Source organism: Dyadobacter sp. 3J3, from assembly GCF_009801115.1.
Lineage (GTDB): Bacteria > Bacteroidota > Bacteroidia > Cytophagales > Spirosomataceae > Dyadobacter.
In genome coordinates this window covers 266,781-281,328 of sequence record NZ_VTOL01000006.1, presented here as the reverse complement: position 1 = coordinate 281,328, position 14,548 = coordinate 266,781, and the positions used below count along the sequence as shown (strand labels likewise).

At 40.7% G+C, this 14,548-nt stretch carries 11 protein-coding genes and 1 pseudogene; 7 read left to right on the top strand and 5 right to left on the bottom strand.

The window, feature by feature from the left end; all coding sequences use genetic code 11:
- The first annotated feature begins 79 nt into the window (after positions 1-79).
- The 7 genes and pseudogenes from FZF08_RS15155 to FZF08_RS31770 all read left to right on the top strand — a co-directional run bounded on the left by FZF08_RS15155 (position 80) and on the right by FZF08_RS31770 (position 6,496).
- Positions 80-3,172, top strand: a complete 3,093-nt coding sequence (locus FZF08_RS15155; RefSeq protein ID WP_159470160.1) for a two-component regulator propeller domain-containing protein — start codon at positions 80-82, stop codon at positions 3,170-3,172.
- 63 nt (positions 3,173-3,235) lie between these two features.
- Positions 3,236-3,868: a response regulator transcription factor gene (locus FZF08_RS15150; protein WP_159470158.1), complete on the top strand. Its 633-nt coding sequence runs from the start codon at positions 3,236-3,238 to the stop codon at positions 3,866-3,868.
- A gap of 452 nt (positions 3,869-4,320) precedes the next feature.
- Positions 4,321-4,725, top strand: coding sequence for an antitoxin Xre-like helix-turn-helix domain-containing protein (locus tag FZF08_RS15145; RefSeq protein ID WP_159470156.1), 405 nt, complete (start codon positions 4,321-4,323; stop codon positions 4,723-4,725).
- A complete protein-coding gene (locus tag FZF08_RS15140; RefSeq protein ID WP_159470154.1) occupies positions 4,718-5,227 on the top strand; it encodes an RES family NAD+ phosphorylase in 510 nt (169 codons plus the stop codon). The genes FZF08_RS15145 and FZF08_RS15140 overlap by 8 nt, the downstream gene beginning before the upstream one ends.
- Before the next feature lie 142 nt (positions 5,228-5,369).
- Positions 5,370-5,531 (top strand): hypothetical protein, encoded by a 162-nt coding sequence (locus FZF08_RS15135; protein ID WP_159470152.1) that lies wholly within the window; start codon positions 5,370-5,372, stop codon positions 5,529-5,531.
- 149 nt (positions 5,532-5,680) lie between these two features.
- Positions 5,681-5,833 (top strand): annotated as a pseudogene (locus FZF08_RS32300) (terminase gpP N-terminus-related DNA-binding protein); the annotation flags it as partial.
- 57 nt (positions 5,834-5,890) lie between these two features.
- Entirely contained in the window at positions 5,891-6,496 is a 606-nt protein-coding gene (locus FZF08_RS31770) for a transposase (protein WP_159470150.1), read from the top strand.
- Between the two features lie 95 nt (positions 6,497-6,591).
- On the opposite strand, the gene FZF08_RS15125 is transcribed toward FZF08_RS31770, so the two are convergent.
- The 5 genes from FZF08_RS15125 to FZF08_RS15105 form a co-directional block, all read right to left on the bottom strand.
- Positions 6,592-7,086 carry an Arm DNA-binding domain-containing protein gene (locus FZF08_RS15125; RefSeq protein WP_159470148.1) on the bottom strand — a complete coding sequence of 165 codons (495 nt, stop codon included), beginning with the start codon at positions 7,084-7,086 and terminating at the stop codon, positions 6,592-6,594.
- 812 nt (positions 7,087-7,898) lie between these two features.
- Complete coding sequence (locus FZF08_RS15120; RefSeq protein ID WP_159470146.1) at positions 7,899-9,044, bottom strand: Wadjet anti-phage system protein JetD domain-containing protein; 1,146 nt, start codon at positions 9,042-9,044, stop codon at positions 7,899-7,901.
- Positions 9,041-12,436, bottom strand: a complete 3,396-nt coding sequence (locus tag FZF08_RS15115; protein ID WP_159470145.1) for an ATP-binding protein — start codon at positions 12,434-12,436, stop codon at positions 9,041-9,043. Before FZF08_RS15115 ends, FZF08_RS15120 begins: the two co-directional genes overlap by 4 nt.
- Complete coding sequence (locus FZF08_RS15110) at positions 12,420-13,001, bottom strand: DUF4194 domain-containing protein (RefSeq protein WP_159470144.1); 582 nt, start codon at positions 12,999-13,001, stop codon at positions 12,420-12,422. The genes FZF08_RS15115 and FZF08_RS15110 overlap by 17 nt, the downstream gene beginning before the upstream one ends.
- Positions 12,998-14,458 (bottom strand): DUF3375 domain-containing protein, encoded by a 1,461-nt coding sequence (locus tag FZF08_RS15105; RefSeq protein WP_200837094.1) that lies wholly within the window; start codon positions 14,456-14,458, stop codon positions 12,998-13,000. The genes FZF08_RS15110 and FZF08_RS15105 overlap by 4 nt, the downstream gene beginning before the upstream one ends.
- Positions 14,459-14,548 lie beyond the last annotated feature (90 nt).

Sequence of the window (14,548 nt, the reverse complement as noted above, 5' to 3'; positions counted from 1 at the left end):
AGTCTAATTTCATTTTACCTGCGTATCTTAGAGCTCCCTCACAAATGCTGTCTGCCAGTGCATGCAACGCAAACTTCCAATGTTTAGACTTTTCGGACTATCAGAAAAAATTAGCTGCCTGGGATTTGTCCTTTTTTTGTTCCAAAACTGTATCAATCCCTGCTTTGCGCAGGCACTGCAAACACGTGTCAACATTCAGCTGTTAGGACCCGAACAAGGATTACCCAGCAGAAACATACGGAGCCTTTCGCAGGATGGCCGCGGCTTCATGTGGGTCGGCACCGGCCAGGACCTTTGGCGGCATGATGGATATACATTTCAGAATTTTACCAGAATAATCACAGGTTCGATCGGCAACCGCACATTAATTAACCAACTGCGAACTGATGCCAAAGGCAATATCTGGGTAGCGCATAACAATGGCGTCAGCATTATCGATCCTGTCAATTTTTCCTGCAAAACAGTCGACCTATCGCGGCACATCAAAAAGGTGGCTACCAAACAAAACCTGGATATCTTCTTTGACAAAAAACAAAATGCCTGGGTGGTGATATCATCGGGCAGGCTGGTGAAAATGGATCAGAATGCGGTTCCCGTTGCCTTATATACGCCACCGGCAGATTCAGGGAATACGATGAAAAGAGTAATTACCAAGCTTTTTTATGATGTTCAAAACAAGGTGTATCTATATAACGGAAGTAATTTTCTTGATGTGATCAATGAAAAGGCAACTTTCGTCCGAAGGATCAATTTGATAGGGACTGAGCAGGCAGCCATACATTGGGAGGTTGCCAGTGTTGTGCAATCCGGGACGAACGGAATATCGGTTTATTACAAAAAGAAGGGAAGTGAAAAAAGCCGGATGCGTAAATATTTCTTTGCAAAGCAGACTTTCGGTCCATTGCTGGACGTTGACACACCGATCGTTCCTGATTTTATTCACCAGGATTCAAAAGGATATACGTGGTACAAGGAGAAAGGAAAAGTTGGCTTTACAAATCAAAAAACAGGTGAATTCACTGCATTAACGACCCAGCTGCAGCAAAAATCAGGAGCCAATATTTTTTTCTTCACAGCCTATCTGAGCACTGATGACAGCTTTTGGTTATCATGCGTCGATGGCCTTTTTAAAATTACCCTGACGGGGGAAGTATTCCGGAAATACCTGAGTGTGCCATTGGAAAAAACGGGCGACATTGGCAGCAGCATCAGGGGAATCACAGAAGACAGCTCAGGAAGAATCTGGGCATGCTCGTATGGCTTTCAAGCCGATAGTACGGCCTATATGTTCCACCAGATTGACCCGATAAAACACAGAACCCGGCACATGGTGCTGCATCGACCAGGGAACGTGCCGGGCGACGAGGTGATTCCTTACAAGGTACTGTTTGTGAAAGATAAGGTATATGCTGTCACGGATGGTACCCAGTTCCTCCAAATTGATACTGATAAAGAGGAATACCGCGCAGTGGAGTTTCCGTTTGTCAGTGGCCGGGGATTTACTTCTTTTTACAAATTGAATGATTTCACCTTCTGGATGGGAACCTGGGGCGGAATGGCCATCATTAATACCCGAAACATGAAACCGGTTTTGCTGAACGACAAAGCAGGCAGTTTCATTAAAAATGAACGCGTTAACCACTTCATGTCCTTGCCGTATGGCCTTACTTTGGTAAGCACCACCAACGGGTTGTACATCCTGAATAAGGATGCAACTATTAGGGAACATTATGGACAAGATGCCAAAGACAAGATCAAGCTGCCTGCATTGCAGATATTTCATAGTGTCTGGTATAACAATGCTTTGTGGGCCGGGTCAACCCAAGGCTTGATCCGGATTGATACAACCCTGAAAAAAGCACGGCTTTTTACCACCGGGGATGGCCTGCCGGATAACAATATTTATGCATCCCTGCCTGATGCACGTGGAAACCTTTGGCTAAGTACCAACAGGGGTATATCCCGCTTTAACACCTATACTGAAAAATTTTATAACTATAGTATTTCAGACGGGCTGCCGCACATGGAGTTCAATCACGGATCCTATCTCAAATCAAGGGACGGGACTCTTTATTTTGGCGGACTGAATGGAATTGTTGCTTTTGATCCGGCGCGGCTGGATACCAACGCACAAAAAGAACGCGGATTACAGCTGATATCTTATTCCAAATACGATGTGGCGCAAAATAGAATAGATACCGTCACAAATTATCAGTCTGGCAGTCAGATCATTTTTTACCCCGGCGACCGCCTTTTTGCATTTTCTTTCATGAGCCCTGATTACCATGATACGGCCCTCAACCGGTTTCGGTATCAACTGGAAGGATGGGACGATGATGGCTGGCACCTGTTTGAAAATGGGAACAAGCTGCTTTTGAGCAGTCTGCCACCCGGCAATTACAAGCTGCGGGTGCAGGTTTCTGTGGCAGGCGCTGACTGGGGTTTACAAGAATGGCAGGCTAATGTCAGAGTAGTTGCACCCTGGTATAAATCTCCCTGGTTTTTTATCCTCAGCACGCTTACCATAGGTTTTTTGATCTACCTTTTTTACAGGTACCGGCTGGGACAAATTTTGCATATTCAGAATATACGAAATGGCATCAGCGCCGACATGCACGACGAAATAGGGAGCACGCTGAGCAGTATTACTTTTTACAGTCAGGCGCTTCTTATGCAAATGGATAAAGCAGAGCATCAGCAGGTTGTACAAAAAATAAAGGAAAATGCCCAGCAGGTGCAGGAAGGACTCAGCGATATTGTCTGGAGTGTAAAAGCAGGCAACGACGAGATTGTGGATGTGTTTGCCCGCATGTTCCGTTTCGGAAGCGTACTTGCGGAATCCAGAGGTATTACCTTCAACTTTGACACCGACCCAAGGCTCGAAAACAGGAAGCTTGACATGCAGACCCGCAAGAATCTTTACCTGATATTTAAAGAGGCCATCAATAATGCCGCCAAGTATGCAGAATGTAGTACTTTGCTTGTCAACATCAATTACGAAAACAGCGGTGCCAATATGATTATTAAAGACAATGGTATAGGATTTGACATCGTAAATGCCAAGCAGGGAAACGGCCTTACAAACATGCAGCAGCGCGCAGCCCAGATGAAAGGCAAACTTGTGATCCAGTCCTCAAAAGAAAGCGGTACCATGATTTCGCTGGTTTTTTAAACTGTATTTGTATGACAAATATTTGCTATATCATTCCGGTTTGAGAGTGTTTAAATTTGCTGCATGAGTTCAAGGATCATTATATTCGACGATAACCAGGAAAGGCTCAACAGCGTCGCAATGTTGTTGAATCTTTCCGATGACTTTACCTGCAGTGGCACTTTTCACAACGCCAATAATCTGGTCGCCGATATTACCAATTCAAAGCCGGAACTTGTCCTTATGGACATTGACATGCCCGGTGTAGACGGCATTGAAGCTACCAAACTTGTGCGAAAACATTTTGACGCTTTGCCCGTTATTATCCAAACCAACTTTGAAGAAGATGAGCGCATCTTTGGTAGTCTGAGAGCTGGTGCCAACGGTTACCTGCTAAAAAAAACAAGTCCTGAAAGATTTTTGGAAAGTTTAAGAGAGGCACTTGATGGTGGCGCCCCCATGACGGGAAGTATTGCCGTCAAGGTTTTGCAGCACTTCTCTACTCAGACACAGACCAAAAACAATTACAATCTCACAGAACGCGAAAAGCATATTCTTAGCTTTCTGGTGAAGGGTTACAGCTATAAACTGATTGCAGCAGAATGTGGAATCACTTATAATACAGTAAACAATCATATTCGCAATATTTATGACAAACTCTACGTAAATAGCGCCACCGAGGCAGTGAGTTTGGCAATCAAACAAAGGTTGGTGTAATGATCATACTGTATTGATCGTAAAAGACTTTTCAGCCGCGTTAGCCTTTTAATAAGTTAAGGTAGCCGATTGGTGGTTTTTCATCTTTTTGGGCGTTGGCTGAATTCGATCGCATCGGTGAACCGAAGAAATTTATTTGAGAATGAACGATGACAGGTTTGTCTGCTACCCGCGCCAGAGGCAGACTGGGTGTGCGACCTAAGTAACTTAATGCAGATAAGCAGCAGCTGGCGGTTCAACTTTATGAGGCTAAAAAAACTTCAATCAAAAAAACTAGCTTATATACTTGGCACTCATCATAATGCATGTTATACAACAAAATATTATTTGGTTTGAAGTTAAGTGGTTAGGCCAATCATGTTTTTAAATACATGTGTCTAAAAATATTATATACTAACATTATTTGCACGAGTGCCAAATGACAGCTATATTTATGACAAAATGTAACAGACATGGATTTAATCTTAGAAACAGGCTTTTCGCGTGACAGCTTTGAAGTCATACAGCAAGTGAGATCCGGGGTTCAACGCGGAAAAGCCGATGAAGTTGCCGGTAAAATAGGATTGACCGACAAAGAAATGGCCCCTATCCTTAATTTATCAGAAAGGACTCTGCACCGGCTTCGTCCTGATGCGTTGCTGGACAACAATTCTTCTGAACGGCTGCTGCTGCTGGAACAACTTTTTATTCATGGACTGGATGTATTCGACGGACGCGCGGATGTACTTGGACGCTGGCTGAGGATTCCTTTATCAGAACTTCATCAACAAGCACCGCTTGCCCTACTGGATACCACAACCGGCTTTGGAATTGTGCATAATGTCTTGGGGCGTATAGAACACGGCATTTATGCCTGAGCGTAGTGTTTACAATCCGGTTGCTGATAACCGAACAGTAGCTTATCGGTTGGTAAAAGAACGGTTTTTGGATACACCCTTATCACCCGAAGGAGCACGCCGATATGGTGGCCGGTGGAACCCTGCCGGCATTGGTATTCTTTATACTTCTGCAAGTCCTGAACTGGCATTGTTGGAACAATTGGTACACTTACCTGCCCTGCCCTACCAGGATCTTCCTAGGCTATTTTTAATCACTTTGGCTTTTCCGTCCATACCGAAGACTGTTGAGAAATTATCACCCAAATGGCGGGAGCCTGCCAATTACCATGAAAATCATCAGCTACTGGAAAACTGGCTAAATGATCCGGATGTAATGGCACTCAAGGTACCCTCCGCCGTAGTTGCCGAGTCATATAATTTCCTGCTCCATCCCCTACACAAGAACTATGAAGAAATCGAAATTTTAAGCACTAAAGCTTTTAATATAGATCCCAGGTTATGGAACGTCAGAAATGCATAAGAACAATTAAAGTACTCTAACCAATCGTCCAAGTATATTGGAATAGATACCATTAGGCTATGATGGTCAACCATACCACTTCATTGGTATCAACAAGTTAGTCTTAAAAATACATTAGAATAATATTACTTCAATCTACTTTTTGAACCCACAAAATGACAGAGAAGCAGAGACTTTGGCTATCTGGCTTGAAAAACATCCAGAAGTACATACTGTTTCCCGTGACCGTGCCAGTGCCTATGCACTCGGAATTCGAAAAGGAGCACCACAAGCGATCCAACCGGGCGGCCGGGGCCGTGGCTGACCGGATCCATTTGCTTGTTAATCTTCGGGATGCACTTCAAAGAGTGTTTCAAAGGCATAGCGACATTTTAAAAGAAACTTTCAGGCTCTTCAACGAGCAAAAAAAATGATGAAAATCAGCAAGATGAGGAGAAAGTTAAAGAATCACCAATCATTCCAGCCTCAGAAAATAATTCTTTATTTACAGGAAATGTAAGTTCACAAAGACAGTTTAAATTTGAAAAAGCCAAGGACCTTTATGCCAAAGGTTACAGCATCGGAGCTATTGCTAAGCATCTAAGTGCAAATAGAAAATCGATAAGAAAATACGTTCGTATTGATGTATTGACAGCAAGGACGGCACCTGTTTTCTCTCCGTTTATGAGCAACTTCGATAAGTTTCGGGAGTATGTAATTAAAAACTACAAACCTGGCATCACTACATACAGACAGCTGCATCAAGCTATCATAGCAGACGGATTTAACGGGAAATATACAAGCTTTTGTGATAGGATGAATCAACTCCTAAAAGGTGACGAAATGCTTTTTGAGACGGAGCATACAATTCGAGGTTTGAAGCCACCACCAAATGTTAAAACATGGTTGGTCACAAAACTATCCTTTATGGCACTTAGCGATCCGGTGAAGTTAAACCCTTTGGATAAAAAATTTCTAGATTTCTTATTTAGTTATTGCGGTATCATAAAGGAAGCGGCAGAATTAGCCAACCAGTTCAAAAAATTATTTCAAATAAAGGAAGTCGGCAGTCTTCAAAAATGGATTGATCGAGCAATAAAATCAGAGTCAGGCCTCAAGACATTTGCCAAGGGGATTCTTTCAGACTTTCAAGCTGTGGACCAGGCTTTTGTTTCAACCATCAGTAACGGACAAGTTGAAGGACAGGTAAATAAACTTAAAACTATTAAAAGACCAATGTATGGCAGAGCTGGATTTGAACTCCTGAGAACTATGATCCTAGCAAACTAATTATCACCAAAAGTGACGAAGAACCCAATTTACTCCGAATTCGGGTGGTCAATTTCGCCCGGAACAGGTGGTCAGCTTAAACCGAATTGAGGTGGTCAGTTACACCGAATTTTCCAAACTAATGTCCTTACCTTGTATTTATATAGCAAGAATTCTTGTACATTTCGCATTGCGGCTTCGTACCGATTGTAAGTCCCTCTAGAAAAATCCTTTCCGACCAATGCAAGCATTTCATCGTTATGCTCCTTAAAAATTTCCATGATCATTCTCGGTTTGTCGGCTACCCCCGTGAGGATGTCCTTAATACTACCGGCGGTCACAGGCTTTCCGTTGTCAACAAGGTTCCGCTGAGCCTCATAAACCTTTGTCTGAAGAGAATCTAAGAAAGCATTAAGAGCACGAACATCTTCTTTTTGACCTACCTTCCTTCCCGCAGATACATTCCATTTATCTGGCTCGCATTCGCGTTTAGTAGCTATCTCAATCCTTTGCCCATCAATAGTAAACCGCAAATAAATAGGCAATTTTCCGCCTATGTAGTTGCTCCTTTTCTTCAGATAGAATAATAATGTGAACGTTTTACTAAGCATAACTTACTTTTTTAAGTGAATAAAAGTAGGTTTGCAATACAAAAAAAACAAGATGTCAATGCCATGAACAAGCTGATATGCAAATACTTACAGCGATTCTGGTGAGCACTTTTTTTCCAGCCTCTTGAGTCTCGATTTGCTCACCAACTTATTGCGAATTATTGCATATTTTGATACATTTTAAAAAAAATAAAACCCTGTAAATCATTGATTTGCAGGGTTTTGATTGTTTTTGATACCTTATTCAGTGCACCTAGTGAGAGCCAAATCGAACAATTGACGCCACTTCTAAAGCTTTTTCGAGAGATAAAATAACTTCCGGTTAATACTAATTTGGATAAAACAATAATCAGCTTGCGTGGAGATGGCGGGAGTGAAATCGAACACCTGACCAAGCTTTTGAAGCTAATTTAGGCAATAAATCTAAGGATTAATTAGGTGTTCAACTCCGGTTCTCGGTACAGGTGCCCTTAGCGATCAGCTGAGGGCACTTTTGGTTTGGAGATAACTTGTAACCTACGTTTCCAGCACAGGAAGGCATCTTTTTGTTCGATTCCTATTCAGCACATTGCGGAAAAATCCAAATTGACACTGGTTTCAATACAAAATACTCTCTTATTATAACTTCCCTAAGCAATTGTGAACCTTACATTTAAACCTCATCACCAGACTAACATGTTACTTAGGTATTCTACTAATTGCTCTTGATTTTTCAATGAGAAGTAAGTCATTCCAACAATAAAAAATCCTTTTTCCACTCTCCCGGCTTTTTTGATAATTCTGGTACGGCCTACTTTTCCACCATACATAAATCACAACTGTTGGAAATATTCATTAACATAGCTGAACGGAATCTTTTCCTGTTCAAGACGTAAATTATTAATTTTCAAAAAGTTGTAAAGCTCTTGCTCACTGTCAGTCAAATTCAACTTTATTGTGAGGTAGCTAGGTGTGCCCGTATGATGCTCAGAATATCTGTCATAGGTTGCTGAGTCCATTAAAACACTGCTTACATGGGGGAAATATCCTCGAAATTGAGATAAAATTTCAAAACCCTGCGCGTCAATGTCTCCCCAATAAAATAAATCCACTTTAGTTAACCAATCAATGCGTTCCAAGGTTTTCAAGCCGTATCCACTACCAAATATCGCAATTGCTCCATCCATTTTAGGTAATGTCAAAAAAGTATACAGTGTTGTCTTGTTTTCCACAACAATCACTTTTTTCACAGGGAGATTCAGAGATTTAAAATGACTGACAGAAACTGCCATATCTTCAATATTTGAAAAATATCTTTTACTTATCTCATTGTCCAATATCTTGAACCTGATAAACGGCTCAGAATATTTTAGATTAAACCGTTTTTCAAAGTCTCGTTCTGTTCCGTTGACATGCTGTTGTATTATAATATCAAGTATTTCCCGAATAATCCCCTGATTTGACTCAACAAATTTGGTATGCACATCGATTGGTAACTCCCTGACATAGCAGTCAGGCTTTGGAACGATCTTGAAATAGCGGCATACTTTTAAGATATTCTCCCATTTGCCTTGGTGGTTAATGACTCTTGTCGGGAATTGGCAAATCCAATTCTTCAATTCTGGAAATTCAGTTAATATTTTTTCAATGTCTGCAAGAAGAGATTCAACTTCTTTCTCCTTACCTAAATACTTCAAAAAATCTCTTTGTGAATCGAAATATATATTAATCGGAAGAGCCTGAGTCCCGATAGACTTAGTCTTGACCGTTTGAAAATCAATCGTATAACCAAATCCCTTGCGCTCCTTTGATTGCGAGACGAGGGCAGATATTTCACGTTGCAAGTCAAGAAGCGTCCTGCTTGGCGTTTTATCTCCAGGAATTTGTACTCTTAAAAACGGCAGTCCTTGTACTATCTGTTGTAAAAAAAACAAGTACTTTTTTTCAGCTTTATTTCTTATTTCAGACGGACTGATCATTGATTCTCAAAATTTGATTTTTCCTGTAAAAACTGCTCAATAGGCATATCATAAAGCCATGAGTATTTTTCATTTTTTCTTTCCACGTAATGTACGAATGAAATATCACGCTCTACAATATGAATATTGTCGCTTGGTGTCACGACCAATAACTGTAAATGAAGCTGCTTGCAGAGTGTAATCAGATACCGTGCTTTCTCTTCATCCTGGGCTTTAAAGGCCTCATCGATGGCTATAAATCTAAAAGAATTGCTTTGCAGCCCCTCTTTGGTAAGTCCAAATTGGTAGGCAATCGCTGATCCCAAAATGGTGTAGGTTAACTGCGCTTTCTCTCCCCCTGAAAGTTGTCCCATATTCTCATAGGTCTTAAATTTCCGGGCATTAAGTCTGTAGAATTCTTCCGCCTTGTAACTGTACCAGGACCTTACATCCATCACTTTTTTTCGCCAGTCCTCTTTAGCAAGCTTGTTAATCAGCGGCTCAATATGGTTGTAAAAGTGATGTTTCCGGCCATCGACCACCAAATCAATTTCTCTGAAGTTAGGGATAGCATTGTGTAACAGGCGCCTAAAATCATCAATCTCAGGATTGATCCTCTTTGGATTAACAAGCTGTATAAATGTCAGCGGAGCACTGCCAAAATCTATCTCTTTCAGCGACTCATTTAATTGAGCAATATTATCGCTAATCGACAACGCCCAATTGTCAAAGAACAGTTTAAAATCCCCTACTTTATGAATAATTGTTTCATGTAAAAAATCATTGAATTTTTTCTCGAATTTTGGAAGATTATCCTCCTTTAACTGTTTTAAATGGGACTGGTAGTCCGAGATAAATTCCAGATGGGTCGAATCCGGTAATCTGCTCACATCAGACCGCCAGTCTCGGAACCGTAAAAGCAAAGCTTCATCAGGCTGTTTAAAGGCGTTTATCTTGAGTCTAACCTCATTTTCCCTATTTCCTTTGTCCTGATTCAGCTTGTTAGAAGCCCGGGAATTATTCTCCTTAAATTCTTTTTCTTTCGCCTTAAAGTCAGCATAAGTCCAGTTGATAAGTTCCGGATTGAATTGTTCAAAATCTGAAAAATCAATCATCTCCATGTTTTCAAGGACAGCTTTACTTTCTGCAATCCCGTTCCTTATAGTTAGCATTGCCTGTTGCAGCACAAATATATTTTTCCTGGCATTCGCAAGCGTCGTTTGGGTAAGGCTATGCAACTTCTGTTTTACAATTTGAACCTGCTTTTGGAGTTCCCTCACGGTATCACTGGTCTTTTCCAAGTTGCCCTTCTGGTCTATTTTCTGCTGAAGCTCCTTCGCGTAAGATTTCCAATCAATGTCATCGAATTTGGTAAATAATTTAATGAGGTCAGAAAAGTATTCCTTTTGCTTTTCAAAGGATTTAATGCGCTTTTCCGAATTTTTATAGGCAGCGTTTTCCACTCTTCCCTCTTCCTGTAAATCCTTAATTTCTAACTGTAAAAGTTTAATTTTATCTTTATTATCCCACCCTAAAACATAGTTTTCTCTTCGCGAAATATGGGGCCGGTCATCCTTCTCATGCCTTTCTTTCTTAAATTTTATTAAGCCCGTTTTGGTAACAGCCATTTCGCTGCATTGATTAAATTCAATCAGATTCTCGACACAGCTAAAATTAAATTGTTCAACAATAAGATTTTCCAGCCAGTCCTTAAATTCACAGTTCGTTTTTATTTGTATTTTGTTAACCAGTGAATTATTTTCAATGTGATTGTGAAAATGCCGCAAAGAAACCGTTTTCCGGTACCTATCATAGCGGACTCTATTTCGTAAATCGTTGCTATGCACAAACTCGTTAACCTGGTAGAAATGCGTTTCGGGAACAATCAGTCGGAGGGCGAAATTGTGCAATATCTTCTCAATCGTTGGTTCCCACTCCATTTGATCTTCCTTTACCTTTATTAGCTCTCCGATAAAGGGCATACGTTCTTTCAAAATTCCGGCATGATCAGCGATCAGCTCACGAATCTGCGCCTCCTTTCCTGAAATGTTATTTTTATTTTTCTGAAGTGACTGAATCGTTTCGACTATCTCGTCAATTTTTCCTTTTATAAGGTCTTCTCTGTTTTTTATCTGCCGCAGATTCTCTTCCTCCTTCCTGCGGAGGGTATCCAATTCTAATGTCTTTTCATTTGCAAGGATCCGCCTTTGCTTAAACGATTCTTCGTCGGGGTTGATATCCAGTGCTACCAGCTGAGCAATCCTATTATATTCTTCCAGCTTTTCTTGTCTGTAATCCCTGTTTTTTTCCAGCTGCCGGATTTCTTTTTCCAGCTCTTTAAGTTTACTGCCGATCTGATCACGTTCAATAGCCATTGAAAGCGATCTTTCCTCGTCCCTGAGGCCTTCCTCCTGATTATTTAAATTTGCGAGTTCATCTTCTGCTTCCTTTAAAAGACTCCCGGCTTTTTCCAGCTCTTTTTCAGAGAGCTCTACCCACCTTTTTTCAAACCAGAAAACCGCAGCCCGCTTACTTTCATTTAAAATTTCAAGTTCCTGATTTATTTTATACAGCTCTGTAGCGAGCCTGTCGATTGGAATCAACTGCTCAATTTGGGCGCCCGCTTTTTCTATATTGACCTTTGCTTCCATTAAGGTTATAAAGCTGTCCTTAAGGCTAAGAAACTCAGATTCCACATCCTGTTCTTCAAGCATGTTGATCCTGATAAACTCATCCAGATCTTCCAGAACCTTTACCCCGACTACCTGATTAAATAGGCTTAGTCCCTTCATCGAGCGCATGCCCAGAAGGTCAGCAATTCTTTCACCATAGGACGAGGGACCGTCTAAAAACTCTATTCTTCTTTTTGAAATGTTAGAATTATAGGTCTTATCCAACCTTTTTTTCCAGTTTCCCTTTCCGTCAAACTGGCTAAAATCCTTTTCAATTTCAAGTGGAATATGTGCAATGCCAAAAACCCGCTTCAATTCACCATTAGAAAACCACCTGACCTGAAAAAGTGTAATTACGCGCTGATCGGTATTGGAAAATGAAGCTAAGAGCACCGAATAAGTTTCCTTACCTCTGAGCATTTGGGTACTGGTTCCTGCTTTCCCTTCCTCCTGAATATTGCCGTAATGCCCAAGAACATACGTATCTTCAGTCCGATCACCTTTCTTTTCAACCCCCGACGATTGGTTATAAAACCGGTCTTTTTTAGAGGGCACCAATAGCGTTAACAGTGCATCAATGAAGGTACTTTTCCCCGAAGCATTTGCACCGGTCAAAAGAGAATTATTACCCTTTGGCTCTATTTTAAAGATCCTTTCGTGAAAGGTGCCCCAATTATATAGTTCCATATATTGAAGTCTGAATCCGGCTTTATCAGAACTTGTACTAAATATACTTAACATACGTATCTAATTTGACTTTGAATTCCATTAAAGTATCCAGGGTTATCTTTTCCTTTATGATTCTATGGATCTGATACAGTGTTTCACTTTCTTTCTTACTTACCTCGATCAAATATCCCAGCTCCATCACTTTTTTGATGCAGTTGTCCATTTCCTTTATCAATTTGACACGGTTAAATTTTTGAGGAAAGAACAGCTCTACCTCCTCCCTGATTTCAATATCCGTTATAAATTTTTCGGAAACCTGAAATTGTGTGGGATTGTTATCAAATTCCTCAAGTACCTGGCGCAAGACGATTAAAACGATTGTCGTTTCAAAACCGATTTGTCGTCTTACAACAAGACCCAGTGTATTTCCCTCTCCGTCTTCAAACTGCCTGACATAGGCAAAACCTTCTTCTTTTTTTATAATAAGCTCTAATCCAAACGGATTTATTTGGTCCTGAATCTGGTCTTGGTAATGAATAATATTTCCCCAGGCGGTGGAATTTCTGTTTACCGGACCTTTCAACACTTTTACCATGGCTTTGGAGTAAGGTTTAATGCGATCTTCTAAATGGCTCATCTGGTTACTATGATTTCGGGTATCAGGATTGATTTTTGATTGTGATGATCAAATGTTACACGCTGAGTTTTCTCTGCATTTATCATATGCTTGAACTCCTTTGCAATTCCAATGTAGGCGAACAGTTCAGGAAGTCCTTTTTTTATACCACCGAAATGGTCAACCACATCCAGAATTGTCACTTGGGATTGATCGGTAAGCACTTCTCGTATTCTTGCACGAAGCAGCTCTTTATCAATTGCGGCCAGATGGAAGAGCTTACCAAGGTTCGAAGCCTGTGTAAGATCACTATCGGCAGGCAGCGGTTTTTGCGTGTAATTCTGCTCCTGCTCCTGCTCAAAAGTTAACTTTCGCTCAAATGGAATATTAATTTCGACACCTGTGTCAAGCTCAAGAGATACACCTGGCCTTATTTTCAATTTACTGCTCGCAATAAGCAGCCTTTTAATCTCCAGCAGAATTGATTTTGTGGCCTCTGCCTGGGAAGTTTCATTAGCCCTTATAATCCTGCCAAGCTTCTCTGCCATCTTATCATTGGCCTTATACACTCTCTGTCCTGAAAAGTGCAGATTTCTTTTCATACCTTTCAAAAAAAAGTCGGTCACTGCGATTTCTTTTTCCTGTAAAGTCTGGTACAGTTCCTTGGTGAGTGTATCCCATTCCTGCTGCAGGGACGGAGTTAGCAAGAAAGACCAAAAAGCATAGAAACTTTTACCCTGAGAGCTTTCCTTCAATTCATCGAGTGCGTCAAACGTAAATTGAAGGATATGATTCTTCGTTAATGTGCCTTCGGAGTGCCTTTGATAGATTTCTTTTGTAATGATTTTGAAGTTATCTTCCACTTCCTTAAAATCAGTAAGCAGTTCTTTTGCTGATTGATTCAATTGATTAAACCGCGGAATAATTTCGAAATTTTCAAAGATTTTAATATCCTGCCCGGTTTTGATTTGCAGGATTTGCCTTTCGATTTCCTGCTTTTTTTCTTCTAGCAGCTCTATTCGCCTCTCCTTGTCTTCGTTTGTAAATTCAACAAGCTCTTTGAGTTGACTGAAGATATTTTTAAACTTTGATTCTGTTCCCACATACTCTTCCTTTTTAAGACTCGACAGCCAATCAAGCGTTTTACTGGAATGGGAAGACAGTTCATAAAAAATGTTTCCGGTTTGATCCTGGTAATTGGTAAGAAACCCTTTATTAGTCCAGTTTTGAATGTATTTCTTCGCTTTTATCTCATAGCTGTCTACAAAGCTTATCTCATCCTCATCGTCGATTTCCATGTGGGCAGCTTCAAGATAGTCGCAAAGTTTGGCGTGGATCTGTTCAGACGAAATGGCTGTCTGCAGATCTGAGAACGTATTTACTAAAAACACAATGACAACACCGTTGTTCTTTAACCTTAAAAGCTCGACACTTGGTGAGCTATTTAATATTTCCGCGATTTTTAAACTATCAATCATTATTCGAACTATCCATAGTATACCGGCCAATTTCGTTTGATACAACCTTAGCTCACACTTAAAATTAAGAAGACCTTAGAATTCAGCTGC